General features: G+C 57.0%; 22 protein-coding genes. 10 read left to right on the top strand and 12 right to left on the bottom strand.

The genetic code is table 11. From position 1 onward, the window contains the following. The first annotated feature begins 62 nt into the window (after nt 1-62). The gene (locus IBT46_RS06350) at nt 63-728 is read left to right on the top strand and encodes a GntR family transcriptional regulator (RefSeq protein WP_200544912.1); all 666 of its coding nucleotides are present in this window, start codon (nt 63-65) and stop codon (nt 726-728) included. Here the strand turns inward: IBT46_RS06350 and fhuB are convergent. The 6 genes from fhuB to IBT46_RS06320 form a co-directional block, all read right to left on the bottom strand. Then, nucleotides 725-2,647: a Fe(3+)-hydroxamate ABC transporter permease FhuB gene (gene fhuB / locus IBT46_RS06345; RefSeq protein ID WP_200544911.1), complete on the bottom strand. Its 1,923-nt coding sequence runs from the start codon at nt 2,645-2,647 to the stop codon at nt 725-727. The two genes, IBT46_RS06350 and fhuB, sit on opposite strands and share 4 nt — an antisense overlap. After that, entirely contained in the window at nt 2,644-3,528 is an 885-nt protein-coding gene (locus IBT46_RS06340) for an ABC transporter substrate-binding protein (RefSeq protein ID WP_200544910.1), read from the bottom strand. The genes fhuB and IBT46_RS06340 overlap by 4 nt, the downstream gene beginning before the upstream one ends. Continuing rightward, nucleotides 3,528-5,876 carry a TonB-dependent siderophore receptor gene (locus IBT46_RS06335; protein ID WP_200544909.1) on the bottom strand — a complete coding sequence of 783 codons (2,349 nt, stop codon included), beginning with the start codon at nt 5,874-5,876 and terminating at the stop codon, nt 3,528-3,530. Before IBT46_RS06335 ends, IBT46_RS06340 begins: the two co-directional genes overlap by 1 nt. A gap of 79 nt (nt 5,877-5,955) precedes the next feature. Beyond that, the gene (locus tag IBT46_RS06330; RefSeq protein WP_234479996.1) at nt 5,956-6,993 is read right to left on the bottom strand and encodes a FecR domain-containing protein; all 1,038 of its coding nucleotides are present in this window, start codon (nt 6,991-6,993) and stop codon (nt 5,956-5,958) included. After that, nucleotides 6,990-7,490, bottom strand: a complete 501-nt coding sequence (locus IBT46_RS06325) for an RNA polymerase sigma factor (RefSeq protein WP_200544908.1) — start codon at nt 7,488-7,490, stop codon at nt 6,990-6,992. Before IBT46_RS06325 ends, IBT46_RS06330 begins: the two co-directional genes overlap by 4 nt. A 139-nt stretch (nt 7,491-7,629) precedes the next feature. Then, entirely contained in the window at nt 7,630-8,535 is a 906-nt protein-coding gene (locus IBT46_RS06320) for a LysR family transcriptional regulator (RefSeq protein WP_200544907.1), read from the bottom strand. Nucleotides 8,536-8,701: 166 nt separating this feature from the next. Here IBT46_RS06320 and IBT46_RS06315 point away from each other — a divergent pair, with 166 nt between their 5' ends. Continuing rightward, nucleotides 8,702-9,715: an NAD(P)-dependent alcohol dehydrogenase gene (locus IBT46_RS06315; RefSeq protein ID WP_200544906.1), complete on the top strand. Its 1,014-nt coding sequence runs from the start codon at nt 8,702-8,704 to the stop codon at nt 9,713-9,715. Between the two features lie 122 nt (nt 9,716-9,837). On the opposite strand, the gene IBT46_RS06310 is transcribed toward IBT46_RS06315, so the two are convergent. After that, complete coding sequence (locus IBT46_RS06310; RefSeq protein WP_200544905.1) at nt 9,838-10,683, bottom strand: sugar phosphate isomerase/epimerase; 846 nt, start codon at nt 10,681-10,683, stop codon at nt 9,838-9,840. Between the two features lie 661 nt (nt 10,684-11,344). Here IBT46_RS06310 and IBT46_RS06305 point away from each other — a divergent pair. Beyond that, on the top strand, nt 11,345-12,628 hold the full coding sequence (locus tag IBT46_RS06305) for a lysozyme inhibitor LprI family protein (RefSeq protein ID WP_200544904.1): 1,284 nt from the start codon (nt 11,345-11,347) through the stop codon (nt 12,626-12,628). A 141-nt stretch (nt 12,629-12,769) separates the two neighbouring features. Here the strand turns inward: IBT46_RS06305 and vapB are convergent, their stop codons facing one another. Beyond that, the gene (gene vapB, locus IBT46_RS06300; RefSeq protein WP_200544903.1) at nt 12,770-13,000 is read right to left on the bottom strand and encodes a type II toxin-antitoxin system VapB family antitoxin; all 231 of its coding nucleotides are present in this window, start codon (nt 12,998-13,000) and stop codon (nt 12,770-12,772) included. Between the two features lie 269 nt (nt 13,001-13,269). Here vapB and IBT46_RS06295 point away from each other — a divergent pair, with 269 nt between their 5' ends. Further along, a complete protein-coding gene (locus IBT46_RS06295) occupies nt 13,270-13,776 on the top strand; it encodes a DUF2778 domain-containing protein (protein ID WP_200544902.1) in 507 nt (168 codons plus the stop codon). Then, nucleotides 13,777-14,067, top strand: a complete 291-nt coding sequence (locus IBT46_RS06290) for a hypothetical protein (protein ID WP_200544901.1) — start codon at nt 13,777-13,779, stop codon at nt 14,065-14,067. A 19-nt stretch (nt 14,068-14,086) separates the two neighbouring features. Here the strand turns inward: IBT46_RS06290 and IBT46_RS06285 are convergent, their stop codons facing one another. The 4 genes from IBT46_RS06285 to IBT46_RS06270 form a co-directional block, all read right to left on the bottom strand. After that, nucleotides 14,087-14,578 (bottom strand): type VI secretion system tube protein TssD, encoded by a 492-nt coding sequence (locus IBT46_RS06285; RefSeq protein ID WP_200544900.1) that lies wholly within the window; start codon nt 14,576-14,578, stop codon nt 14,087-14,089. A 156-nt stretch (nt 14,579-14,734) separates the two neighbouring features. After that, complete coding sequence (locus IBT46_RS06280; protein ID WP_200544899.1) at nt 14,735-16,117, bottom strand: MFS transporter; 1,383 nt, start codon at nt 16,115-16,117, stop codon at nt 14,735-14,737. Between the two features lie 130 nt (nt 16,118-16,247). Continuing rightward, entirely contained in the window at nt 16,248-17,552 is a 1,305-nt protein-coding gene (locus IBT46_RS06275) for an enolase C-terminal domain-like protein (protein ID WP_200544898.1), read from the bottom strand. 445 nt (nt 17,553-17,997) lie between these two features. Beyond that, nucleotides 17,998-19,116, bottom strand: coding sequence for an ABC transporter ATP-binding protein (locus IBT46_RS06270; RefSeq protein WP_200544897.1), 1,119 nt, complete (start codon nt 19,114-19,116; stop codon nt 17,998-18,000). A gap of 315 nt (nt 19,117-19,431) precedes the next feature. Between IBT46_RS06270 and IBT46_RS06265 the strand changes: the two genes are divergently transcribed. Genes IBT46_RS06265 through IBT46_RS06245 form a run of 5 tightly spaced genes read left to right on the top strand, consistent with a single transcriptional unit; the run spans nt 19,432 to nt 26,171 of the window. Continuing rightward, nucleotides 19,432-20,652, top strand: a complete 1,221-nt coding sequence (locus tag IBT46_RS06265; RefSeq protein WP_200544896.1) for an extracellular solute-binding protein — start codon at nt 19,432-19,434, stop codon at nt 20,650-20,652. Nucleotides 20,653-20,703: 51 nt separating this feature from the next. Further along, nucleotides 20,704-22,008, top strand: a complete 1,305-nt coding sequence (locus IBT46_RS06260) for a carbohydrate ABC transporter permease (RefSeq protein ID WP_105591799.1) — start codon at nt 20,704-20,706, stop codon at nt 22,006-22,008. A gap of 10 nt (nt 22,009-22,018) precedes the next feature. Further along, complete coding sequence (locus IBT46_RS06255) at nt 22,019-22,870, top strand: sugar ABC transporter permease (protein WP_105591800.1); 852 nt, start codon at nt 22,019-22,021, stop codon at nt 22,868-22,870. Nucleotides 22,871-22,873: 3 nt separating this feature from the next. Then, on the top strand, nt 22,874-24,067 hold the full coding sequence (locus IBT46_RS06250; protein ID WP_105591801.1) for a glycosyl hydrolase 53 family protein: 1,194 nt from the start codon (nt 22,874-22,876) through the stop codon (nt 24,065-24,067). A gap of 46 nt (nt 24,068-24,113) precedes the next feature. Then, complete coding sequence (locus IBT46_RS06245) at nt 24,114-26,171, top strand: beta-galactosidase (protein ID WP_200544895.1); 2,058 nt, start codon at nt 24,114-24,116, stop codon at nt 26,169-26,171. Nucleotides 26,172-26,188 lie beyond the last annotated feature (17 nt).

Genomic DNA, 26,188 nt, shown 5'->3' with positions numbered 1-26,188 from the left:
AATAGCAATAAAACATTAAAATTAAATAACCATTTGCGATATCCGGGAAAGGACTAAAAAGCATGATTGAGATGGAAAAAGCGCAGCGACTGAGTCTCACCGCGCAGGTGGAATCCACGCTGCGCAGCGCACTGATTGTGGGGAAACTCAAGCCGGGTGCCAGGCTGGTGACCCGCGATCTGGCGGCACAGCTGGGTACCAGCATCACGCCGGTGCGCGAAGCGCTGCTGCGTCTGGTTTCTGCGGGCGCGCTGGACGCCACGCCCGCGGCGGCGTTTCTGGTGCCGGAAATCACGCTGCAACGCTATCAGGAGATCACGCTGATCCGTAAGCAGCTTGAAGGTTTAGCGGTGAGGTCTGCCGCGACGGCCGTGACGAAAAAACAGCTGACGGCGCTAAAAAAACTCTGTGCGCGCTTTATGCAGGCCAAACTGAGCGGTGACGTTGAAATGGCGCTGGAAGCCAACCGTGCATTTCGTTTTACGCTTTACGGCTATGCGAAGATGCCAGCGCTGGAAGCGATCATCGAGCAGCTGTGGGTACAGATTGGTCCCTGCTTTAACTATCTCTACCCGCAGTCAACGGAGATGGCGCAGGGGCACCACAACTACGACCATTTGCTGGAAGCGTTAGAGGCGGGTGATGCTGAAACCTGTGAGAAGCTGATTCTGAAAGCGATCGATGACGGCGCGGAAATCCTCACCGATCACTATTTCAAAAAAGCCTAGCGGCTGGACTTCCTGGAAAACTGCCATAAAAACCAGGGCGCGCCGATAAACGCAGTGAGCAGCCCGGCGGAAACCGGCCAGGGCCAGGCAATATTGCGCCCCAGCCAGTCGGCCAGCACCATCAGCGTTCCGCCAATCAGCGCAGCGGCGCAAAGCTGATGGCGCAGAGCCCGCGCCCCCAGCGATCTGGCGCACTGCGGAGCCAGCAGGCCGATAAAACTTAACGGCCCCACCAGCAGCGTTCCGGCGGCGGTGAGCAGGGATATCAGCAACAGCACCAGCAGGTTGGTGCGCGGTAAATGGATACCCAGCGACTGTGCGGTGAGCTGCCCCAGGCCTAACAGCTGGAGCCAGCGCTGCATCACCAGCGCCAGCGGGCACAGCACGGCGGCGGCGATCAGGGCTTCAACGGCCATGTCCGCATTAATCCCGGCGGTTGAACCGGTGCTCCAGTTCAGCAGCATCAGCGCACGCGGATCGCCGCTCAGCATCAGGATCGTATTCAGCGCCCCGGCCAGACTGGTCAGGCTCAGGCCGATCAGCACCACCTTCTGCGGATTAAACCGGCTGCGAGCCCCAAACAGGAACAGCAGCAGCATCGCCAGCAGGCTGCCCACGATTGCCGAGGGCAGCATAAAGGTCATCGGCAACGGCGTGAACAGCACGGTCAGTAATACCGCCAGCGCGGCACCGCTGCTGATGCCGGTCAGCTCGGGGCTGGCCATCACATTGCCCGTGAGCCGCTGGATCAGTACGCCCGCACAGGCCAGCATCATGCCGGCACAGAGCGCGCCGGTCATTCTCGGCCAGCGCCAGGCCAGCAGATGTGAGCTCAGCGCGCCCGGCGGTTCCCGGTTCAGCCACAGCGAGGCGGGCAGCGCCAGCGCTAACAGCAGCAGCAGAATGCCCAGCTGGCGGGTTTTAAAACCGGCGACCGCCGGGGCGGCAGGCTGCACAGTCGGTGAACCCGTCACCCGCTGGCGTAACAGCAGCACCAGCAGCAGCGGCGTACTGAGCAGCGCGGTGACCGCCCCCGCCGGAATATCCCCGGCGGCGGGGGAAAAGCGCAGGGCCAGCTGATCGACCAGCGTCAGCATCACCGCACCGGTCAGCACCGTGACGATCAGCTGAGGCAGAAAACGGCGGATGCCGCTGGCCCTGACGATGGCCGGGGCGGCCAGGCCGATAAAACCGATAATCCCCACCTGGCTGGTGATAATGGCGCCGATCGCCACCGCCACGCTCAGCGCCGCAATGCGCACCTTCACCACCGAGATCCCCAGCGCGCTGGCCTGCTGTTCCGACAGGCTGAGCACGGCCAGCGGCCTGACCAGCAGCAGGCTGATTAGCAGGGCAGCGCACAGTGCGATCGCCAGCAGGATGCCGCTGCGCCAGCCGCTCTGGGTTAACGCACCGGCCTGCCAGCTGAACAGGTCGCTCAGATAATCATGATTAAACAGCACCAGCAGGGTATTGAGCGCATTGCCGTACAGGCTCAGCACCATCCCCACCAGAATCACGCTGAGCGGGGCAAAACGGCGGCCGGAGGTGAGCTTGATCAGCAGCAAAACGGCGAGCGCCGAGCCGCACAGCGCCAGAACGGGCAGGCCCAGCGCCAGCAGGCCGGGCGCGAAGACCAGCGCGGCCGACATCGCCAGATTTGCCCCGGCGGCCACGCCGAGCGTACCCGGTTCCGCCAGCGGGTTTTGCAGCACCTGCTGAAACAGCAGTCCGGCCAGCGCCAGGCCCGCGCCGCACAGCAGGCTGACCGCAACGCGCGGCAGGAAGCTCTGGTCCAGTAACAGGGCAGCAAGCGTTGTCGGATAGCGTGCCACCAGCGCGAAATAGTTCATTGCCACGCAGGCCAGCGCGGCGGTGAAACAGAGAAGCAGAATAACGGCGGCGGTCGTCGATTTCATTGCTCCGCCTCCAGCGCCCGGGTTATCACTCCGGCCAGCGCCAGCCCGGTGGCGAGGCCGCCGAACGGGAAAAAACTCTCCAGATGCGTGACGCGGTCACTTTTAAACAAGGGTAACTGCTGCCACAGGCCGTCGGGCTGCCTGCTTCGAATCAGCCGCGTCATCGCGGTGGGTAATTCGGTATAGAACAGCCGATCGCAGGGCAGATCCGCCAGTTCCTCAATGCGTACGCGGGCAATACGGGCGGCGTTGACCGCTTTTTGCCAGGCGTTACGCAGGCCAAGCTGGCGGATAACCGCATCCGCCAGGCTGCCGCTGCCGTAGACTGTGGCGTGCTTACCGTCCTGATCCAGCACCATTACCAGTACCCGTGCCGAACGGCGTGACTCAAGCCGCAGGTACAGTTCGCGCATGGTTACCTGCACCTGCTGCAGCCAGCGCGCGGCCGCAGCATCCGCGCCCAGCCGCCGCCCGGTTTGTTGCGTCCAGCTGTGCAGCGCCTGCCACAGATCGCCCGAGGCATACCAGCCCGATACCGTTTCCAGCGGCGCGATAGCCGCCATTTTTGCCATCACCGGTGCAGAAAGCACATCGCTGATAATCAGCGAAGGGCGCAGGGCATCGAGCAGTTCCATATTCGGTTCCCAGAACGGCCCGATGTCCTGTACGCCGGCAGGCAGCACAGGCTGCGGGATGCGGCGTCGAAAATAGCCGGTATCGGAAATCGCCAGCGGCGTGATGCCGATACTGAGCAGCGTTTCCGCCGCCGCCCAGTTAATCGCCACGATACGCTGCGGGTCCACCGTCGGCAGACCCGCACGCGCCGCCAGCGGCAGCATCACCAGCATTTTCAGACAGTGACGGCGGCTGAACTCCGGCATCAGAAGTTCAGTTTCAGCGAGCCAATGAAGGTACGCTCCTGGCCCGGGTAGCAGCTGGTATCACCGTCGCAGGTCCCCACGTAGTGGCGGTCGAACAGGTTCTGCACGTTCACGCCAACCTGGATATTTTTGTTCACCTGGTATTTCGCACCGGCATCCATCAGGGTGAAATTTTTCACCTGGATGGTGTTGGCGTTATCGCCGTACATGCTGCCGACGTAGCGCACCCCGGTGCTCAGCATCAGCCCGTCAAACAACCCCTGATGGAAGCCATAGTTGAGCCACGCGGAGGCCATGTTTTTCGGCACGTTAGCCTGCTGCTTGCCTTCGTCACCGTTGTTGCTTTTGGTGATTTCGGTGTCGGTCCAGCTGTATGACGCCAGCGCATCAAGGTTATCCGTCAGCTTCGCCTGGGTTTCCCACTCAATACCGCGGGAACGCACTTCGCCGGAGGCGACCTGATAGCCGGTAGCCCTTCCGTCAACCAGCTCATTGGTCAGCACGTTGGACTTGGTGATTTCAAACGCCGCCAGGGTCATCAGCAGGTTGCTGTCCGGCTGGTATTTCACCCCCACTTCGTACTGGTGCGCTTTGCTGGGATCGAAGGTGCGGTTCTGGCTGTCGGTGCCGCTGTTGGGGATAAACGATTCGGCGTAGCTGATGTACGGTGCCAGGCCGTTGCCGACCAGATACGTCAGCCCCGCGCGGCCGGTCCAGGCGTCTTTATCGATCCAGGAGGTGTTGCCGGTCAGGTTATTCTGCGTGCGCATGCTGATATCGTCATGGCGACCGCCCAGCGTTAACAGCCACTGGTCCGTCAGGTGGATCTGATCCTGTACATACATGCCCAGCTGTGCGGTGGTCTGATCGTTATTGTTGAGCGCATAGGTCGGGTCGGCAATATTCAGCCCGTACACCGGATTGGTGAGACTCAGCGCCGGGGCAACGGCACCAAAACGCTTGGCGTTGCCGTCCAGCCAGCTATAGTCCACGCCGGCCAGCAGCGTGTGCGCGACGGACGCGGTGTTGAAATCCATCTGCAGCTGGTTATCGACATTGAAGGCCTTCATGTGCTCATCAAAACGAATCGCGTTGCGCGACAGGGTGTTGGTGGTGAAGTCAGGACTGCCCGGCAGCAGGTTGTTTAAGATCGTATCGGTCTGGCCGTAGCGCAGGTTCTGGCGGAACTTAACGCTCTCAGCCAGCTGCTGGCTGAATTCGTAGCCAACGCTGTACTGCTCCTGGCGGAAGCGGTTGTAGCTGTAGTCACCCAGCAGGGTGTCGGTGGCTTTGCCGCCCGGCGTGGTGAGTACGGCAATGGTGCCGCCGGATGTGTCGCGCAGATAGTCGGCGCGCAGGGTCAGGCTGGTGTCCGCCGACGGTATCCAGCTAAGAGTGGGCGCCAGATACACGCGGTTGTCTTCCACGTGTGGCCCGTCGCGATACTGGAACTGGGTGTCGCTGTCGCGAGCCAGGCCGACCAAGCGGTACAGCCACTCGCCGTCCTCGTCCAGCTTGTCGCTCATATCAAACTGCGCCTGGCGACGGTTGAAATTCCCCAGCTGCACTTCCACTTCATGCACGCCGCGCGCGTCCGGCATTTTGCTGACGCGATTCACGATCCCGCCCGCGTCACCCAGTCCGAACAGGGTGGAAGAGGGGCCACGGACGATATCAATACGTTCCAGCGCGTACGGCTCGGTGCGGAAATAGCTGTAGCTGTTGTTCAGCTGGCGCAGGCCGTCGCGATAGTCATTGGTGGTCAGGGCGTTAAAGCCACGAATATAAATCCAGTCGTAGCCCTTGGGATCGACGCCGTAGGTTTCGGTTTTTACGCCCGGCACGTAGCGCAGTGCCTCGGTGACGGTCTGCACGTTCTGGCGATCCAGCTGCTCGCGGGTGATCACTGAAACCGACTGCGGCACTTCAATCAGCGGGGTATCGGTTTTGGTGGCAGTCAGAGTCTGCTGCGGCACGGCGGCAGCGTTACTGAGGCTGGCGGTCACGGTCAGCGTACCGTCGGTTGAGGCGGAAGGGGTGACGGAAACGGTGCCGCCGATCAGTTTCCACTCCAGCCCGCTGCCGGCCAGCAGCTGTCCCAGCGCCTGTTCAAGGCTCATCGGGCCCGATACCGCCGGAGCGGTTTTCCCGTCAAGAGAGGCTGGTGCGGCGATAAGCTGCACGCCAGCCTGCCTGGCCAGCTGGTTCAGTGACGTTGACAGCGGCTGCGCAGGCAGCGAAACGGCGAGGGTTGCCGCCGCATAAGCGCCGGATACCGGCAGCGCGGCGGCAATAACCACGGCGAGGTGCTGTGTACGAAACGCGCGTAAAGCAGAAAAAACGGCCATTCATGATCCCCAGATTTAAGAAGAATAATAATCATTCTCTTCTGAAGACGCAGCGCGATGCGAAATCCTGACGTCGTTTTTAATTATTTTTTCGTTCAGCGACAGATGAAACGATAGTTATCTGATTTTTAACGGTTTTAATTTTCACCGGCAGCACCAGCGGCAGCGATTTCGCAAAGCTTTCGGCGCGGTCGGTATCAAAGCTTCCGCTTACTCTCAGCGCGGCAACGTCGGACGATCCCGGTTTGATCGACACATCGCCATAGCGGGCAAATTCCGCCAGCGCCATATCCAGCCGCGTATTGTCCAGCACGATGCGGTCATCGCGCCAGGCGGCAATGCTGTCGGCGGGCAGGGTGGTACGTGCGATCAGTCGCCCTTCGGCATCACCTGTAGCACGTTCGGAAGCGTGCAGCACGGCCAGATGCGAGCTGGCCTGCGGCAAATGCAGATGCTGCATCGCTCGCCACCAGCCATTTTGCCAGCGGCCGCGCGGGCCAACGCGCACCGCACCGCTGCGGACCGCCACATCGGTGCCGTCACCGCTCATGGTGTGCGGCAGGTAGCGCACGCTGAATTCGGTGCCGACCACGGTCACCCGTGACGGGCCGCTGAACACCGCAAAGGGCTGCTGCGGGTTATGTTCCACCTGGAAGAAGGCCTGCCCCTGCGGCATCTCCACTTCCCGGCGGCCGGGGTAATAGCGCACGGTCAGCTGCGTTCCGGCATCCAGCGAAACTTTACTGCCGTCGGGCAGATCGACGGTGCGCATCTCGCCGCGACCGGTCTGCCAGCTGGCAGTGTAAACCGGGGCGGCGAACTCACCGCGCAGCGGCAGCCACAGCACCGCAGCCAGCATCAACAGCGCACAGCCGAACGCCAGCGGCCGCCAGACGCGGCGGCGAACCGGCCCAGGGCGCAGATGACTGACCGCGTCGGCGGGGATGGCCGCCGTTTGCTGCCACAGTCCGGAGAGATCCTGATACTCCGCCCGGTGTGCCGGGGTTTGCAGCCAGCGCTGAAAGGCGTCCTGCTCGGCCCGGGTCATGCCCTCCTGCTGGCGAAGCAGCCAGCGGATCGCCTGTTCGGCAATGGCCTGCTTATCCTGCGTCATCATTGTGGCTTCCCTGTTGGTTCATCCCGCCAGCTCTCACGGCTGGCGCGGCAGGCCAGCATGGCGCGGATAATGTGTTTTTCCACCATATTGATTGAAATACCCATGCTGGCAGCGACTTCACTCTGCGACTGGCCATCAATGCGATGACGGATAAACGCCTCGCGGCAGCGCGGTGGCAGTTGCTCAATGGCGGCAACGATATGGTCGATGTACTGCTGGTTCTCCAGCAGGCTTTCGGGCTGCTCGTGACCCGGTGCCGGCAGTTCGTCAGCGTCCACATCCGGCGCATCTTCATGTTGTTTATGCAGACGATAGCGATCGACCAGCAGGTTTCTGGCGATATGGTAAAGCAGGCCGCGGTGCGAGGAAACCTGTTCCGGGGAGGCCAGCGCGCGGCTGAATGTCTCCTGGGTCAGCTCTTCCGCGAGGTGTTTGTCCCGCAGTTTGCCGCTCAGGAAGCGGAACAGTTCGGTGTAGTAACGCTCAAACGCTGACAAAGTGGCTTCCCAACAACCGCATATTCTGCGGAGATGATAAAGAGACGGAATATGTGAATGAAAATAGTTATCGTTCTTAACGACCGGCGGCAATCATATCGTAAAAATAACGCGGGAGTGAGTGAAAAAGAGTGCGCGGTTAACGCGGGTGCTGGCGGGCGAACATCGCGCTAAACCAGTCGATAAAGACGCGAACCTTCGGGGATAAATAGCGGCGATCGGGATACAGAACCGAGACGGGCTTGGCAACGGTGGAGTACTCCGCCAGCACCTCGGTCAGCCTTCCGGCCTGAATATGCGGTTCCAGCGCGGCGCGTAATGCGTGCAGCATCCCCAAGCCGGACAGCCCGCAGGACAGCAGCACATCGGAATTGTTAACCAGCATGCTGCTGGCCGGGCGTCGTGAAACCGTTTCTCCGTTGACCGTGAACTTCCACTCCATGATTTCCCGGCTGTGCTCGCTGAAAAAATTTACCGCTTTATGCCTGGCAAGATCGTCGGGCGTCTGCGGTGTTCCGTACTTTTCCAGATACGACGGTGCGGCACAGGTCGCCATCGCTACGCTGCCAACGTGGCGCGAGACCAGGCTGGAGTCTTTCAGTTCGCCCAGCCGGATAACGCAGTCGATACCTTCCGCAATAAAATCCGTCAGGCGATCGGATGCCGTCAGCACGATTTCAATCTGTGGGTACAGCGCCTGGAATTCGTCCAGTGCGGGAACGAGGATGGCGTGGGTCAGCGCCAGCGGCGCATCAATCCGCAGACGGCCGCGCGGCGGTTTATCCGTCGACACCGAGGCCATCATCTCGCCGACGTCGGCCAGCAGCCCTTTAGCACGCTGATAAATTTCCTCACCCTCTACCGTCATGCTCAGGCTGCGCGTGGTGCGATGCAGCAGCTTTACCCCCAGATCGTCTTCCAGCTGTTGTACCGATTTACTCACCGCCGGGCGGTGCAGTTGCAGGGCATCCGCCGCACGGGTGAAGCTACGCAGTTCAACAACCTGAACATAAATCGCCATCAGTTCCAGCATGTTAGCGCGCATGGTTTCTCCACTGAAATCGTTCACCCACCGGGTATCAATACAGCGAAGTATACCCTGGCGGATTGTTTCCCCTGCAATAACAGTGAAGTGCTTTTCCACGGCTTTTTCCCGCCGCGCGCAATTTTTATGATGGCCGCCACTTAACGCATACCGTGGAGACACAGCAATGAAAGCATGGTTACTGAAAGATTTTGGCCTTGAGAATTTACAGCTCGCCGAGGTGGCAACGCCAACGCCGGGTCCGGGCGAACTGCTGGTGAAGGTGGGGGCGGTTTCCCTCAACTTCCGGGATAAGGCGATCGTGGACGGATTCTATGAACCACACCGGGTTCCTAAACCGCTGATCCCGGTGTCCGACGCCTCGGGAACCGTCGTGGCAGTGGGTGAGGGCGTCAACCGCTTCACCGTCGGCGAACGGGTTAATTCACACCTCTATTCGCGCTGGCTGGACGGCAAACCCGCGGCGGATGAGCCGGACTGGTGCCTTGGAATGCCGCTGCCGGGCGGCCTGGCCGAGTATATGATTATTCACCAGGATAGCGCGGTGAAAGCCCCTGACACGATGAGTGATGAGGAAGCCTCAACGCTGCCGATTGCCGCACTGACAGCATGGTATTCGCTGATAGATATCGGCAACCTGCAACCGGGCCAGACGGTGCTGGTACAGGGAACCGGCGGTGTCTCCGTTTTTGCAGCGCAGATTGCGCATGCGTATGGCGCACGCGTTATCGCCACCTCCAGCAGTGATGCCAATCTGGATCGGATTAAACGGCTGGGTGCCGATGAAGGGATTAACTATAAAACCACGCCGGACTGGCATAACGCCGTGCTGGCGCTGACCGACGGTAAAGGGGTTGATATCACTATCGACGTCGCCGGGGGGAACGGGATTAACCAGTCGGTGGCCGCCACGAAGGTTGCCGGGACCATCGCTCAGGTCGGCTTTCTGACCGGGCAGACATCGCAGCTGGACCTGATGCCGGTGATTTTCCGCCAGACCACGATCCGGGGTATCGCGGTAGCGCCGCGTTCATCGTTTGACCGCATGAACCCTTTCCTCACCGAGCACAACATCAAGCCGGTGATTGAGCAGGTCTACGACTTTCGTGATGCGGTGAAGGCCTTTGAACACCTGTCACGCGGTGCGTTTGGCAAGATCGTTATCCGCATCGCCGACTGATGGGTTGGGCTCACGGGCTGGGCATCAGCCCGTGAGGCGTCTGATTCCCAAAAATCGAGGCTGTGGTGCAGCTCCGGGTTCCTACGGCGAGCGGCACCCTTTCCGGTGCCGCTCTGCTGCGGTTATCTCGGCAGGCTTTCCAGTGCGGCGCGCAGATTTTTCAGCGAGGTGGTGATGATGCTCCAGGCATCCTTCGGCTTATCATGTTCGATGATAAACCACTTCACGCCGCTGGCCTTCGCGGCGGGCAGAATCGTTTTCCAGTCCAGCAGACCTTCGCCCAGCGGCGCAAAGTTCATTTCGTCATCGCGGATGCCGATCGAGGCATTATCCTTGGCGTGAATAGCAAACACGCGGCCCGGATACTCTTTCAGAATACGTGCGGGGTCCTGACCGCCGCGTGATACCCACGCCGCGTCCATTTCCAGCTTCAGGTTGGCGGGCTGCGAGTGCTTAAAGATGATGTCCAGCGCGGTGACGCCGTCGTACTTCTTCATTTCAAAATTATGGTTGTGGTAGCCCAGCTGGATGCCGTCCTTGTGCAGCTTCGCGCCCAGTTTATCCAGCCTTTGCGCATAGTCGATCCAGCCCTGGGTGCTGTCAGGGCGATCCTGCGGTTCAATCCACGGCACCACGATGGTGCTGTTGCCTACCGCTTTGTTAAAGGCCACGGTTTGCTGATAGTCCTGCTCCAGCGCCTTCAGCTGGACGTGTGAAGAGGTGACCGTCAGCTGGTTTTTCTCCAGCAGCGCCTTCAGCTGTGCGGCATTCAGATTGTGCGTGCCGACCAGCTCCACGTGCTTAAATCCCGCCTTGTGCGCCATCGCGAACTGCTCAGCAGGCGTGCCGACATTGCGCAGCGTATACATTTGCAGCGCGATTTCATCATCCACCTGCGCCGCTGAAACAAAGCCCGACGCCGTGCCCAGAGCCGCCAAAAGCCCCACCGTTGCCATCAAATTTTTCATCAATTTTCATCCTGTTATTAATAAGTAATCGATTACAAACTACGATCAAAAGTAATCGATTACAAAATGCAGAAATGATTTCTGTGATCGGGGTCATTATGCCGGGGAGGGGAATGGACGGTACAGGAACCAAACCTGGGACTGACCGATCGGGTGACATAGCCCAGCGCGAACATGAGCATTCCGGATTGATCGTTTAACAATTTAGTGCCCAGGATTGGTCGGATTAATCACTCGCAGGTCGAAACCAGAAACTACTGCATCAATTGATATTCCACTTAAGGGATTAGCTACCCGCATTGATTATTTATCTGCGTGATGGTGAATCATTAAAACCTTTTCACCCGATACGTTTTCGGTCATTACCGTTAAGTCTATTTATTATTAAAGTGAGACCGCCAACCGGATCAGAACCCGTTTCAGTAAAATTATCTGGCGGGGCAACGCGGGCATACTATACAATCGCGGGCGTGTTCTGATGGTAGAGTCCAGCAGCGCAATCTTCACGTAAGTCACAGAATTAAAAAGATATAAATCACATCCCCAAAGGCAAGGCAGCATTAAACCAGTCAGTATAAATAATAAGTCTTCCAACAAATCAGATGGTGAATCTGTTGGAAAATAACGCTTCGCCAGCACAACAATATTAATCGGACTTTACATGAATAAGAAATTGAGTCTCGCTGCATTAGCCGTTACGAGTGTTATTTCTAGTTCAGCGTCTTTCGCTGCCGGTTTCGACTGTAATAAAGCCAGCGGCTACGTTGAACAAACCATCTGTTCCACCCCGGCGCTGTCCGCGCTGGACGATAAGGTGAGCGGCTTATATGGCCAGGCCATTAAGCAGGACCCGGACAATAAAGCTGCCATCAGAAAATCGCAGCTGGCGTGGTTAAAAGAGGTTCGCAATAAATCCACGTCATTCACCGAGCTGCAAAACGCCTACGTGAACCGCGTGAACGACCTGAATGCGATCGTCGGCGGCAGCGCACAGTCGGCGGCGGTTTCCGGCAGCCAGCCTCAGTTTGCTGCACCGGCAGCGGTCGCGCCCGAACCACAGGCCGCACCCGTTGCTCAGCGTCCAGCGCCCGTAGCGAGTTCGGGCCAGGCGTCAGTAGAACGCTCCTGCCAGGTGCAGGTCACCTACAGTAAAGACGCAATCGATCAGTACATCACCAACCAGAAAACCCAGCCAAACCGGCTGCGCGTCACCGATAACGGCGACAGCTTTATCATCCACTTCGATCGTTTTTACGGGCTGGGTGATATGAACAGTGAATTTATTTCACCGCGCGGCAAGGAGTTTATGAACGTTAAGCAGGAGCAGGACGGCACCACCTCCTTCTACCGCAAAAGCGAGGCCAACGGGTTCCTCAGCTTTATCTTCACCTCGGTGAAAGGCAGCATGAAGCCAAGATTTGATGCCAATCTGTATGACTGCCGCACCGGCGTAGCGGCGAGCGCCAGCCAGCAACAGCCGGTGGTGAATGCGCAGACCAGTGCAGCACCTTCCGCCGCCGGTGAGGTGAAAACTTACCATTTAACAGCGACATCAGCGGTGCTTGAGCCGATTGGGATGGATTTCCGCAGCAGCTCGGCGCTGGATATGAAAGTGTATAATGACGCTAAAAATTATGCCGACGGCAGCGATGACCGCTATCGCATGTTAAGTATCTACCGGGATTACGGTGTGTCGGTGGCTGATTTTGACAACATCGTTATTCCGCAGTGCCGTGCCGAAACGGACAGCCTGACCAGTGAGAGTAAGGCAGTGCAGAGCCAGTGGGGCACCTTCAGCAGCGATCCGTCCACCCGCGAGCGTCAGCAAAAAGAGCGGTCGGAATATTTGCAGCAGTGGACGCAGCGCTTCCAGGCGGCAACGGACAAAATGCAGCAGTGCTGGTCGGAAGCAGCGTTGCGCGTGCCTCAGCATACGCCTCGCTGATTATTTTGCCTGGCCGGAGCGGAAATCGAAAGTGTTCCGGCCGGGTTAAAAAAATACCCCGCATCGTGCGGGGTATTTTAATGGCAATCTTCGTCCGAGCAGCGCATATCCGGGTTATGTTTCCCAGTCTGTAAATCTTGTTCACAGATCAAACCGTCCTTCGTCGTCCACAACCTCACCACGCTCCGCCAAAAAATCAGCATCGGCCTTTTCGAGCTGAGCGAAAGAACCCCAGCCGGGTCCGATCGGGCGCAGAATGATGCTGTCTCCTTCCCGGATAATTTCAAGCTCGCTGACGCCCTCGAAATCAAGGTCACGCGGCAGTCGTATTGTACGGATGTTGCCATTTTTAAAGATGGATACGATTCTCATGGTTTTCTCCCAGCTATTCGGCCACCTGATACACATGCTGAGTATTTTCCTGTCCACTATCCAGGCACAATAAGCCATTTATTGATTCTCAAAAAAACATGCATTGCGCGGATATAGTTTTACAACGCTTCTGTAAAATAAAAATCCGTTTTTAAACTGTATGAGGTTGTAGCGAAAGAAAAGAAATGGAAAATTCCTTGCTCTGGTTCAATCTATAGAAATGTCATTGGCGTTAATATGAACAGATTTAAAAATCACAAGGAGTTTCAATGTCTTTATACGGAAAATTCATACTTAATGGAGCAGACATAGCCCCACTGATAGTCCCAGGCGTTGGCGTATTTATGGCTTTCTCAGGAAATGGCTCCTGTATAAACCAGGTCAGTTGTTCAAAACTACCCTCTCAAAGACCTGTACCGCCAGGAAGATATTGGATTGTAGACAGGCCACAAGGAAGGCTTATTTCTTACTCACGGGTGAATGAAGTTAGTCGAGATATGATCAACCACTATCTATATGGTGCAAGTTTTAAGCACAGCGAGTGGTTTGCTCTGTTTCCTGATTCCTGGGGTAACGTTAATGACGGAAGGTGGCTTGATAATGTCTGGAGAGGAAACTTCAGATTACACCCTGGTAGAATATCTAACGGTTGTATAACTCTTTGTCATGATAGTGATTATGCGACGCTCAGAAATGCACTATTGAGAACCAGTAAGATCCCCGTGACATGCATGAAAAATATGCAGGCCTACGGGCAAATTGAAGTGGTGATATAGATGAAAACCATGCTTCGCAGGATAGTTAAAATTGCTATTTTTATAATTACCCTATTAATTGTTGGGCGGTTATCCTCACCATATTTCTATGACATAGTAAGCTTAAAAACTGCTGACAAGATTTCAGCTCTCATCAACGACAGCTCTTCCGCTGAAGATATTGATAATGTTTACTTTTATCTAAACTTTTTACTTACGATGACATTGACAATACCACTTTATTTGTTTTTAACAAAAGCATTTTCAACTATCTGTAAACAACGGCATTTAGATAAAAAAATGCGCCCATAAAAGCGGCGCATTGCACCTTTTAACCAGCAGTAGACCGTTCATTCCAGGCATCAGAAAACTGCACATTACCATCAACATAACGCCAGGTGATTTTCTCATACTGAAGGCTGACATTTTCAATATGATTTAGCTGTGAGCTAGATGTCTTAACATTTGGTACAGAGGTATTGACCCCCGTAACTTTTACATTTTCCAATATGATGATGTAATAACAAACTTCCTGACCGGCATAATTGATCTGATAAAAGCGAATTTCGGCACTTTTCAACGTCTGTCCAGTCGCCACGGCACGTTGCAGATAAGGCGACGAGCTGTCAATTTCCTTTTCAACGAACATGGACGAATGCTGGCGAGGCCCCGTAATTTTTCCGTTTGCAGGATCAACCGGTAGTGACAAACCATGCGATAATCCAATTATCTCAATGCTTCTATTACGAGCCTGAACATCAACAGAACCTTTTATGTCCGCGCCACCGTCATCCTTAAGCCACATGTAAGCAGGGATTGGCATCTGTATATCCTTATAGACTGGTAAACTCTGCATTTTATTCTGGCACAGTGAGTTTGACGTTGGCACAGATCAATTAGATCCCTATGCGGTCAAGAATAAAATAACCACGCATATTAATAATTTAATAGCGTGGTTTTTAACATCATTAAGCCTCCGTTACTTCAGCGAGCCCGAAGTCAGCGTCGCACTGTTTTCCGCTGGCGCATTCCGCTGAATATCCGGTGCCGGGCTGTCCAGATCGCGGCGGATGCCGATGCGGAACACCCCGGACAGCATCAGCGCACCGACAATGGCGATTGCACCCAGCAGATACAGCCCCGCCGCCGGAGAATTGAAGGTGTTTTCGGCCCACACGCGGATATTTGGCGCAACGAAACCACCCAGATTGCCCAGCGAGTTAATCAGTGCAATTCCTGATGCCGCCGCCGCACCGCCCAGATAGCTGGTGGGGAAGGTCCAGTAGATCGGCTGCACCGCCAGCAGGCCCGCGCAGCCGATGCACAGCACGATAAATGCCCAGACCGGCGTTGCCGCTAACATCCCCGACAGCGCCACGCCAAGGCCGCCGCACAGCAGGGTAATGGTGCCTATCCAGCGCCTTTCTTTGCGCTTCGTCGACAGGTGCGGAATATACCAGGCCGCAAACAGAGCGCAAAGCCAGGGAATACCGGACAGCACGCCGACGATAAAGCCGACTTTCTGGCCGGAAAGGGCCGCCACCTGCGAAGGCAGGAAGAACGCAATCCCGTAGGAACCCACCTGGATGGTAAAGCAGATCATGCACAGATAGAGCACGCGCGGATCGCACAGGGCTTTCAGGATACCCTGCGGGCCGTGGTTCACCTTGGCCTTCTCTTCTTTTTCAATTACCCGACTGAGGGCCTGCTTCTCCTCTTCGTTAAGGAACTTACAGCGCCGATCGGCAGGCTTATCGTCCAGATAGAAATAAGCTACCACGCCAACGAACGCCGCCAGTAATCCCTCAACCAGGAACATCAGCTGCCAGTTGTGCAAGCCCCACATACCGTGGATGGTTAACAGCGCGCCGGATGCCGGGCCGCCGAGAATAAAGGCGATCGGCGGACCAAACCAGAAATAACCGGCGACCTTGGCGCGAACGTTCAGGGGGAACCAGAAGGTGAGATAGAGCATCACGCCCGGCATAAAACCGGCTTCCGATGCGCCGAGGAAGAAACGCAGGATGATAAAGGTTTTCTCGTCGTGGGCGAACATCATCGCCGCAGAGATCAGCCCCCAGGTCACCATAATGCGGGAAAGCCAGACCCGGGCACCGACTTTATACAGCAGAATGTTGCTGGGCACCTCGAACAGCGCATAGCCGATAAAAAACACCCCGGCACCAAACGCGTAGGCGGCATTACTTAAACCGGTATCCACCTGGAATGCCTCTTTGGCAAAACCAATATTGGCACGGTCTAAATAAGCCATTACATACATTAATGCCAGAAACGGCAGCAGGCGGATAATAGATTTACGTACTGCCGAATTAACAACTTTATCATCTTCAGTCTGACTCATAGGAGTGCTTCCACGTTGAGTGTTATGCAGTCGGTCTCTTCGATAATAACGTCATAAGGCATTCTGACTATCCCGCCATTATTTCATGGCGGGATAGCAGAAAATTGACAGGATTAATAATGAGAGGTTTTTAATTTAACCATTCGCGGCCGTCAGGCCATGAATAATCCAGTAAGGTCTGAGGTTTCATTTTCACGCCGTAGCCCGGTTGCTGTAGCGGATAATATCTTCCGCGTTTAATCACTAAAGGCTCTTCAAAGTTTTCATGTAAGTGGTCAACATATTCCAGCACCCGGTTTTCCAGCGAGGCGGAAACGGCAATATAATCGAACAGCACGATATTGAGCGAATACTGGCACAGGCCGACGCCGCCGCCGTGCGGGCAAACCGGCACGCCAAATTTCGCCGCCATCAGCACCACGGCCAGCACCTCGTTCAGCCCACCGAGGCGGGCGGGATCGAGCTGGCAAAAGTCCATCGCGCCGGCCTGGAAGAACTGTTTGAACATCACGCGGTTGTGGGCGTGCTCGCCGGTGGCAATGCCGATATCACCGATTCTCGCCTTAATCGCCGCATGGCCGAGAATATCGTCCGGGCTGGTTGGCTCCTCAATCCACAGCGGGTCGAACTGCGCCAGCTTGCGCATGGCCGCAATGGCCTGGTCTACGCCCCAAATCTGGTTGGCGTCCATCATCAGCTTGCGGTCCCAGCCCAGCTCCTCACGCAGAATGGCCGCACGCCGCATGTCCTGCTCCAGATCGGCTCCGACTTTTTGCTTCAGGTGCGTCCAGCCATCGGCAACCGCCTGGCGTGCCAGCTGGCGCATCTTCTCTTCCGAGTAGCCCAGCCAGCCCGCGGCGGTGGTATAGCCAGGGAAGCCGTATTCAAACATCTCCTGCTCGCGCTGCGCTTTGCCGCTCTCGACGCGGCGCAGCAGGGTCAGCGCCTCTTCCGGGGTTAACACGTCGGTGATGTAGGTGAAATCGATGCACTTCACCACCTCTTCCGGCTTCATATCCACCAGCAGCTTCCACACGGTTTTATTTTCCGAACGCGCCCATAAATCCCAGAGCGCATTAATAATTGCCGCGGTGGCTAAATGAATAACGCCTTTTTCCGGACCGACCCAGCGCAGCTGACAATCACCGGAAACCAGCTCGTGCCAGAACTGGCCGAAATTAGCGGTAATTTCCTCCAGCGTGCGGCCAATCACAAATAATTCGGCTAATGATTTAACTGCGCTGACGCAGAGATCGTTTCCCCGGCCAATAGTAAACGTCAGTCCGTAGCCTTTTAAATCTTCCCGATCGGTTATCAGGGTGACATACGTTGCGGAATAATCAGATATTGCATTCATCGCATCAGAACCATCGAGGTTTCTGGACGTTGGGAAACGAATATCTTTAACGCTGATATCCTTGATCGCGATCGCCATTTTATCTCCTGATTTATTTATAGGTCGTTATAAAAAGTAGGGTGAGGCTCAGTTGATAATTGGAGTGTATCGGCGGTTTTAGAACGAAAGATGAGCACGTGGTTATATTTTGATGAGGTCTGAGTTTTTATGTTTTTTATGTGTTTTTAATTTGTTTCTGAGATGTTACGCAAATAATAGCTGCGTGAACGGCTTGAATCATCATCAAACACCCTCTGACGGTAAAAGACAGGAAGGGCCTGTTATGACGCGGCGATGGCGGGTTCACGGCACAGGGAGACATCAAAATCAAAGCAGGCGACCAGTCCATGACGCCCCGGCAGAAGTGCCGAAGCCCTCATGGTCTGGTTTTTTATTGGCGCTAAATCCCTTCAGGCTGAGTGAACAAACACGCAGCCAGGAGTGACTCAACGGATAAGGCGGGTAGAGAAAACAACCGCCAGCATTACGCCGCCTGATCCTGCGGGATCTCAAGATCCGCGCTGATGCGCAGCCCTTCGCTGTCGAAGACCATGCATTGATGCGGGTAGAAGGACGGGCGCAGCGACTGATAAGGACGGAAGGAAACATCGCCAGGCAGCAGCATTTTAAAGCCGTCGTGGCCGTAACTTTGACCAAACAGATAGGTATTGTTGCCCAGCCGCTCCACCACTTCACAGTGGAAATCCAGCTGCAGCGGGGCGTCGCTGTTGATGCGCAAATGCTCAGGCCGAATGCCCAGCGTCAGCGCCTCGCCCGGTTGCAGCTGCCGCTGCGGGGCAGGCAGCGCCAGGGTGTTTTGCCCTTCGTTAATGCTGACCAGCAGCCCGCTGGCGCTGCACTCCACGACCTGGGCGGGCAGGAAATTCATCTTCGGTGAGCCGATAAAGCTCGCCACAAAGCGGTTAACCGGATTGTAGTAGAGTGCCATCGGCGAGCCGACCTGTTCAACCTTGCCGTAGTTCATCACCACAATCTTATCGGCCAGCGTCATTGCCTCAACCTGATCGTGGGTGACATAGACCATGGTGGTCTTCAGTTCCTGATGCAGCTTGGCGATGTGCAGGCGCATCTCCACGCGCAGCTCGGCGTCAAGGTTTGACAGCGGCTCATCGAACATAAACACCTTCGGATTACGCACAATCGCACGGCCAATGGCCACGCGCTGGCGCTGCCCGCCGGAAAGCTGCTTCGGTTTGCGGTCCAGCAGGTGGGAAAGCTGCAGCGTTTTGGACACCATCTCCACCTGGTGGCGGATCTGTTCTTTCGGTACGCGATTGACCTTCAGGCCGTAGCCCATGTTTTCCGCCACGGTCATATGCGGATAAAGCGCGTAGGACTGAAACACCATCGCCACACCGCGATGGGCGGGGGCAACGTCGTTGACCATCTCATCGCCAATCAGGATCTCGCCGCCGCTGACTTCCTCCAGCCCGGCAATCAGCCGCAGCAGGGTGGATTTGCCGCAGCCGGAAGGGCCAACGAATACGGCAAATTCGCCTGCTTCGATATCCAGTTGAATATTTTTCAGCGTTTCGGTTGCGCCGAACTTCTTACTCACGCTTCTCAGTCTGATGCTGGACATGCGAATCCTCATCGGGAATGTTTTTCAGGGTTAAATGTATTACGTATTACAAATCTTCACTTCAGCGCTTCAACCGTTGTGGGAAGCGGGTTGACTATAACCCCCTGATGGTAAGCCCCCTACCGGGTATTTTGATTTCTGTAACGTCGATCACACATTGATAAATATGGGCTGGTGAGATCGGGTGCTCTTGCGTAGCGTATGACATCAACACGTTGTAGTTCCTCTCGCTCTACAGGCTGACTTCCACCGGCTAACGACCTGCGAACTCAGCAATAAAACATAAAAATGTCATACCTTCACATGAGGTCAGCAATGAAATTGAAAACGAGCATCACGCTGTTACTGTCCGCTCTGATGGCCACGCAGGCCACCTACGCCGCACAGCAGCTCACCGTCTGGGAAGATATTAAGAAATCCGACGGTATTAAAACCGCCATCGCCGATTTCCAGAAGCAGCATAACGTTGAAGTTAAAGTGCAGGAGATGCCTTTCGCTCAGCAGATTGAGAAGCTGCGCCTGGATGGCCCGGCCGGTATCGGCCCCGATGTGCTGGTGATCCCGAACGACCAGTTGGGCAGCGCCGTGGTGCAGGGTCTGCTGTCGCCAATCACCGTGGATGCAGCACATCAGGCGGCGTATACCCCGTCGGCAATGGCCGCGTTTATTCAGAACAACGTGGTGTACGGCATTCCGAAAGCGATTGAAACCCTGGTGCTGATTTACAACAAGGATCTGCTGCCGTCGCCGCTGAAAACCCTCGACGAGTACCGCACCTTCTCGCAGAAGCAGCGCGAAGCCAAACAGTACGGCCTGCTGGCGAAGTTCGACCAGGTTTACTACAGCTGGGGCGTGATTGCGCCGATGGGCGGCTACATCTTCGGCAAGGACGGCAAAGGTGGGCTGAACACCCACGACATCGGCCTGAACACCCCGGGCAGCATCGAGGCCGTGACCTACCTGAAAAGCTTCTTCACCCAGGGCCTGCTGCCGGGCGGCATCCTCGGGGATAACGGACTGAACGCCATCGATTCGCTGTTTACCGAGAAAAAAGCGGCGGCGGTGATTAACGGCCCGTGGGCGTTCCAGCCCTATGAAGCGGCAGGCATCAACTACGGCGTCGCGCCGCTGCCCGAGCTGCCAAACGGCAAACCGATGAGCTCATTCCTCGGCGTGAAGGGCTATGTAGTGTCCACCTGGAGCAAGGATAAAGCGCTGGCGCAGCAATTTATCGAGTTTATCAACCAGCCGCAGTACGTCAAAGAACGCTATCAGAAAACCCAGGAGATCCCACCGCTGCTGGCGCTGATGAATGACCCGATTATCAAAGACGATGAGAAAGCCAACGCCGTTGCGGTGCAGGCCGCACGCGCCTCCGCCATGCCGGGCGTACCGGAAATGCAGGAAGTGTGGGGACCGGCGAATGCCGCTCTGGAGCTGAGCGTGTCCGGTAAGCAGGAACCGAAAGCGGCGCTCGACGGCGCGGTGAAGCAAATCACCATGCAGATTGAAGCGATGCAGGCCAGTAACCAGTAAGTCAGCGTCGCATCGCGGCCCGAATCAGGAAGCAAGAAGGATAATGGTGTGATGATTTCCCCCAGTGAAAAACTGATGCTTAACAAACGCTCGCGGCAGCACGCCGTAACTGGCGTACTGCTGGCGCTGCTGCCGGGTTTCGGCCAGTTCTATCATCGCCAGTGGGCGAAGGGATTGTGTTTTTTAATCCTGCTCACCAGCTTTGCCGGTGTGTTCCATGATTTTCTGCAGCAGGGGTTGTGGGGACTGGTAACGCTGGGGGAAGAGGTGCCGCGCGACAACTCGATCTTCCTGCTGGCGGAGGGGATTATCAGCGTGCTGATTATCGCCTTTGGCCTGACGCTGTGGGGTCTGTCGTTCCGTGACGCGTGGCTGAACGGCCAGCGCCGCGATAACGGCGAGCAGCTGCACGGGGTACGCAAGCAGTATCAGATCCTGCTGCGCGAGGGCTTCCCCTATCTGATGATCACTCCGGGGTTTATCCTGCTGGTGTTTGTGGTGGTGTTCCCAATTCTGTTCGGATTCGCCATCGCCTTCACCAACTACAACCTGTACCACACGCCGCCCGCGAAGCTGGTTGACTGGGTCGGGGTGAAGAACTTCATTAATATCTTCACCTTATCCATCTGGCGCTCCACCTTCTTCGACGTGCTGCAGTGGACGGTGGTCTGGACGCTGCTGGCCACGACGTTACAGTGCAGCGTGGGCGTGATGCTGGCCATTCTGGTGAACCAGAAAGATCTGCGCTTTAAGCCGCTGATCCGCACCATTTTCATTCTGCCGTGGGCGGTGCCGGGCTTTGTCACCATCCTGGTGTTTGCGGGCATGTTCAACGACACCTTTGGCGTGATCAACAATTCGATTCTCGACTTCTTCGGCATTGCGCCGAAGGCGTGGATGACCGATCCGTTCTGGACCAAAACGGCACTGATTTTGATGCAGACCTGGCTCGGCTTCCCGTTTGTGTTCGCCATGACCACCGGGGTGCTACAGGCCATTCCGGACGATCTGTACGAAGCGGCGATGATGGACGGGGCCAGCGCCTGGACGCGGCTGAAAACCATCACGCTGCCGCTGGTGATGTACGCCATCGCGCCGATCATCATCACCCAGTACACCTTTAACTTTAATAACTTCAACATTATCTATCTGTTTAACAACGGCGGCCCGGCGGTGGCCGGGTCTAACGCCGGTGGCACCGACATTCTGGTTTCGTGGATCTACAAGCTGACCATGTCGTCTTCGCAGTATGCGATTGCCGCCACCATTACGATCCTGCTGTCGATTTTTGTGGTCGGCGTGGCGCTGTGGCAGTTCCGGGCCACTAAATCGTTCAAACAAGATGAAATGGCGTAAGGGCACAGTCATGGCGAAATCAGTAAGTATTAAACGCGAAAAATGGGTGCGCCTGTCGCTGACCTGGCTGGTGGTGCTGATGGTTTCCACCATCATTATCTATCCGCTGGTGTGGACGGTGGGCGCTTCGCTGAACGCGGGCAACAGCCTGCTCAGCAGCTCGATCATCCCGGAAAATGCCTCGTTGCAGCACTACCGCAATCTGTTTAACGGCACGGTGCCGTACCTGAGCTGGTACTGGAACTCGATGAAAATCAGTTTCTTCACCATGGTGCTAACTCTGATCAGCGTCAGCTGTACCGCCTATGCCTTTTCGCGGTTTCGCTTTAAAGGGCGGCAGAACGGTCTGATGCTGTTTCTGCTGTTGCAGATGATCCCGCAGTTTTCGGCGCTGATTGCCATCTTCGTGCTGTCGCAGCTGCTGGGCTTAATCAACAGCCACCTGGCGCTGGTGCTGATTTACGTTGGCGGCATGATCCCGATGAACACCTATCTGATGAAAGGCTACCTCGACGCCATTCCGAAAGATCTGGACGAGTCGGCACGTATGGACGGCGCGGGGAACTTCCGCATTTTCATTGAGATCATTATGCCGCTGTCGAAGCCGATTCTGGCGGTGGTGGCGCTGTTCTCCTTCACCGGCCCGCTGGGGGACTTCATCCTCTCCAGCACCATTCTGCGCAGCCCGGACCAGTTCACGCTGCCTATCGGACTGTACAACCTCGTGTCGCAGAAAATGGGGGCCAGCTACACCACCTATGCCGCAGGGGCGGTGCTGATCGCCGTACCGGTCGCCATCCTTTATCTGGCGCTGCAAAAATACTTCGTTTCCGGCCTGACATCAGGCAGTACAAAGGGATAAACCATGAAGCGTAAATCACTGTTAATCGCCCTGGCGCTGGCCTGGGCGACCCCTCTGCTCGCCGCCACGCCGTCGGTCATCACCCCGATAGGCCAGGTGCCTGCGGATTTTGTTAAGGGCGCGGATATCTCCACGCTGCCGGAGCTGGAAAAGCAGGGCGCGAAATTCTACAACGCCAACAACCAGTTACAGGACCCGATCGCCATCCTGAAGGCTAACGGCATCAACACCATTCGCCTGCGGCTGTGGGTTGACCCGTATGACCCGAGTGGCAAAGCCTACGGCGGCGGCACCAACGATCTGAATACCACGCTGGCGCTGGCCAAACGTGCCAAAGCGGCGGGAATGCATCTGCTGCTCGACTTCCACTACAGCGATTTCTGGACCGATCCGGGCAAGCAGTACAAGCCGAAAGCCTGGGAGAAGCTGACCTTCCCGCAGCTGGAAACGCGCATTCACGACTACACCCGCGACACCATCGCCCGCTTTAAGGCGGAGGGCGTGCTGCCGGAGATCGTGCAGATCGGCAATGAACTGAACGGCGGCATGCTGTGGCCGGAAGGCAAAAGCTGGGGGCAGAACGGCGGCGAGTTTGATCGCCTGGCGGGACTGCTGAAATCGGCCATCGCCGGTCTGCGTGAGAACCTCAGCGATCCGTCGCAGGTGAAGATCATGCTGCACCTGGCGGAAGGCACCAAAAACGACATGTTCCGCTGGTGGTTCGATGAAATTACCCGCCGCCAGGTGCCGTTCGATGTGATCGGCCTGTCGATGTACACCTACTGGAACGGACCGATCTCCGCGCTGAAAGCCAATATGGATGACATCAGCCAGCGCTATCAGAAAGACGTGATGGTGGTGGAAGCCGCCTACGGCTACACGCTGGAAAACTGCGACAGCGCCGAGAACAGCTTCCAGGCGAAGGAAGAGAAAGACGGCGGCTATCCGGCAACCGTGGCGGGCCAGGCGGCCTATCTGCACGACCTGATGTCGGCGGTGCTGGCGGTGCCGAATCATCGCGGCAAAGGGGTGGTGTACTGGGAGCCGGCCTGGATACCCGCCAGCGGCAATACCTGGGCCACGCCGGAAGGCATGAAGTACATCCACGACGAGTGGAAGCAGGGCAACGCCCGTGAAAATCAGGCGCTGTTTGACTGCCGCGGCAAAGTGCTGCCGTCCATCCAGGCTTTTCATTAATTGACCGGCCTGCGGGCCGGTATCTCTGACAGATTAAGGAAGAAGTATGACTAAATTCCCACCGCTGGCGGCCGGGATCACCCGCCTGTTGCACGGCGCGGACTATAACCCCGAGCAGTGGTCGCACACGCCGGGCATTATCGATGAAGATGTGGCGATGATGAAGGAGGCCCACTGCAACGTGATGTCGGTCGGCATCTTCAGCTGGGCCAAGCTGGAACCGGAAGAAGGGCGCTACGACTTCAGCTGGCTGGATAACGTGCTGGAGAAGCTGTATGCACAGAACATCCGCGTGTTCCTCGCCACGCCTAGCGGTGCGCGCCCGGCCTGGATGTCGCAAAAATATCCTGAAGTGCTGCGTGTGGGCCGCGATCGCGTGAAGGCGCTGCACGGCGGACGGCACAACCACTGTATGACTTCGGCGGTGTACCGCCAGAAGGTGCAGGCGATGAACGGTCGGCTGGCAGAGCGCTACGGCCATCACCCGGCGGTAATTGGCTGGCACATCTCCAACGAGTACGGCGGCGAATGCCACTGCGACAGCTGCCAGCAGGCGTTCCGCGAATGGCTACAGCGCCGCTATCAGACGCTGGAACAGTTGAACCACGCCTGGTGGAGTGATTTCTGGAGCCATACCTATACCGACTGGTCGCAGATTGCTTCGCCTTCGCCGCAGGGCGAGATGTCGATCCACGGTCTGAATCTGGACTGGCGGCGCTTTATGACCGACCAGGTGACCGATTTCTGCACCCAGGAGATCAAGCCGCTGAAGGCGGTTAACCCGGAACTGCCGGCCACCACCAACTTTATGGAATATTTCTACGACTACGACTACTGGAAGCTGTCGCAGGCGCTGGACTTTATCTCCTGGGACAGCTATCCAACGTGGCACAACGAGAAGGATGACACCACGCTGGCCTGCTACACCGCGATGTTCCATGACCTGATGCGCACCCTCAAGCAGGGCAAACCGTTCGTGCTGATGGAGTCCACGCCGGGGGCCACCAACTGGCAGCCAACCAGCAAGCTCAAAAAGCCGGGCATGCATATTCTTTCCTCGCTACAGGCCGTGGCGCACGGCGCGGATGCGGTGCAGTACTTCCAGTGGCGCAAAAGCCGCGGCTCGGTGGAGAAGTTCCACGGCGCGGTGATCGACCACGTGGGTCATCTGGATACGCGCATCGGCCGCGAGGTCAGTGAGCTAGGGCGGATGCTGGACGCGATGACCCCGGTGCTCGGCAGTCGCGTGGAAGCGCGCGTGGCGATTATCTTTGACTGGGAAAGCCGCTGGGCGATGGATAACGCACAGGGCCCGCGCAATATCGGCCTGCACTACGAGCGCACGGTGGTGGAACACTACCGGACATTCTGGGAGCAGGGTGTGGCCGTTGACGTGATCAACGCCGACGCCGACCTGACACCTTACACGCTGGTGATTGCGCCGATGCTGTATATGGTGCGCGACGGCTTTGCCGAACGCGTGGAGCGCCATCTGCACAACGGCGGCCAGTTCGTTGCCAGCTACTGGACCGGCGTGGTGAATGAAACCGACCTCTGCCATCTCGGCGGCTTCCCCGGCCCGCTGCGGCCGCTGCTGGGTATCTGGGCGGAAGAGATCGACAGCCTGACCGACGAGGAATCAAACGGGATTCAGGGCATCAAAGGCAATGCGCTGGGGCTGAGCGGCCCGTATCAGGCGCGCGAGCTGTGTGAGCTGATTCATCTTGAGGGCGCCACCGCGCTGGCCCGCTATCAGAGCGATTTTTATGCCGGACAGCCGGCGGTCACGGTAAACGAAGTCGGTGCCGGTAAGGCGTGGTACATCGCCTCGCGCAACGATCTGACCTTCCACCGCGACTTCTACGGCGCGCTGATTAAACAGCTGGCGCTGCCGCGCGCGCTCGATGTGACCTTGCCGCCGGGCGTGACGGCCCATCGTCGTACCGACGGCGAGCAGTCGTTTATCTTCCTGCAGAACTACACCGCGGCAGAGCACAGAGTCACGCTGCCAGCGGGGATCAGTGACCTGACGGACGGCTCGCCGCTCTCCGGGATGCTGGTCCTGCCGCCGTGGGGCTGCCGCGTGCTGCGCGCGCCGCTGTAACGGCGAATACACAGGCG

Origin of the sequence: Erwinia sp. S38, from assembly GCF_016624545.1 — a bacterium.
Classification (GTDB): Bacteria; Pseudomonadota; Gammaproteobacteria; order Enterobacterales; family Enterobacteriaceae; genus Erwinia; species Erwinia coffeiphila.
The sequence above is the reverse complement of the archived record's forward strand: the minus strand, read 5'-3'. Positions and strand labels throughout refer to the sequence as shown.

Bases quoted from the DNA above. Each gene is read 5' to 3' on its own strand.
- IBT46_RS06350 (WP_200544912.1), top strand. From the start codon at position 63: ATGATTGAGATGGAAAAAGCGCAGCGACTGAGTCTCACCGCGCAGGTG.
- fhuB (WP_200544911.1), bottom strand. From the start codon at position 2,647: ATGAAATCGACGACCGCCGCCGTTATTCTGCTTCTCTGTTTCACCGCC.
- IBT46_RS06340 (WP_200544910.1), bottom strand. From the start codon at position 3,528: ATGCCGGAGTTCAGCCGCCGTCACTGTCTGAAAATGCTGGTGATGCTG.
- IBT46_RS06335 (WP_200544909.1), bottom strand. From the start codon at position 5,876: ATGGCCGTTTTTTCTGCTTTACGCGCGTTTCGTACACAGCACCTCGCC.
- IBT46_RS06330 (WP_234479996.1), bottom strand. From the start codon at position 6,993: ATGATGACGCAGGATAAGCAGGCCATTGCCGAACAGGCGATCCGCTGG.
- IBT46_RS06320 (WP_200544907.1), bottom strand. From the start codon at position 8,535: ATGCGCGCTAACATGCTGGAACTGATGGCGATTTATGTTCAGGTTGTT.
- IBT46_RS06315 (WP_200544906.1), top strand. From the start codon at position 8,702: ATGAAAGCATGGTTACTGAAAGATTTTGGCCTTGAGAATTTACAGCTC.
- IBT46_RS06310 (WP_200544905.1), bottom strand. From the start codon at position 10,683: ATGAAAAATTTGATGGCAACGGTGGGGCTTTTGGCGGCTCTGGGCACG.
- IBT46_RS06305 (WP_200544904.1), top strand. From the start codon at position 11,345: ATGAATAAGAAATTGAGTCTCGCTGCATTAGCCGTTACGAGTGTTATT.
- vapB (WP_200544903.1), bottom strand. From the start codon at position 13,000: ATGAGAATCGTATCCATCTTTAAAAATGGCAACATCCGTACAATACGA.
- IBT46_RS06295 (WP_200544902.1), top strand. From the start codon at position 13,270: ATGTCTTTATACGGAAAATTCATACTTAATGGAGCAGACATAGCCCCA.
- IBT46_RS06290 (WP_200544901.1), top strand. From the start codon at position 13,777: ATGAAAACCATGCTTCGCAGGATAGTTAAAATTGCTATTTTTATAATT.
- IBT46_RS06285 (WP_200544900.1), bottom strand. From the start codon at position 14,578: ATGCCAATCCCTGCTTACATGTGGCTTAAGGATGACGGTGGCGCGGAC.
- IBT46_RS06280 (WP_200544899.1), bottom strand. From the start codon at position 16,117: ATGAGTCAGACTGAAGATGATAAAGTTGTTAATTCGGCAGTACGTAAA.
- IBT46_RS06275 (WP_200544898.1), bottom strand. From the start codon at position 17,552: ATGGCGATCGCGATCAAGGATATCAGCGTTAAAGATATTCGTTTCCCA.
- IBT46_RS06270 (WP_200544897.1), bottom strand. From the start codon at position 19,116: ATGTCCAGCATCAGACTGAGAAGCGTGAGTAAGAAGTTCGGCGCAACC.
- IBT46_RS06265 (WP_200544896.1), top strand. From the start codon at position 19,432: ATGAAATTGAAAACGAGCATCACGCTGTTACTGTCCGCTCTGATGGCC.
- IBT46_RS06260 (WP_105591799.1), top strand. From the start codon at position 20,704: ATGATTTCCCCCAGTGAAAAACTGATGCTTAACAAACGCTCGCGGCAG.
- IBT46_RS06255 (WP_105591800.1), top strand. From the start codon at position 22,019: ATGGCGAAATCAGTAAGTATTAAACGCGAAAAATGGGTGCGCCTGTCG.
- IBT46_RS06250 (WP_105591801.1), top strand. From the start codon at position 22,874: ATGAAGCGTAAATCACTGTTAATCGCCCTGGCGCTGGCCTGGGCGACC.
- IBT46_RS06245 (WP_200544895.1), top strand. From the start codon at position 24,114: ATGACTAAATTCCCACCGCTGGCGGCCGGGATCACCCGCCTGTTGCAC.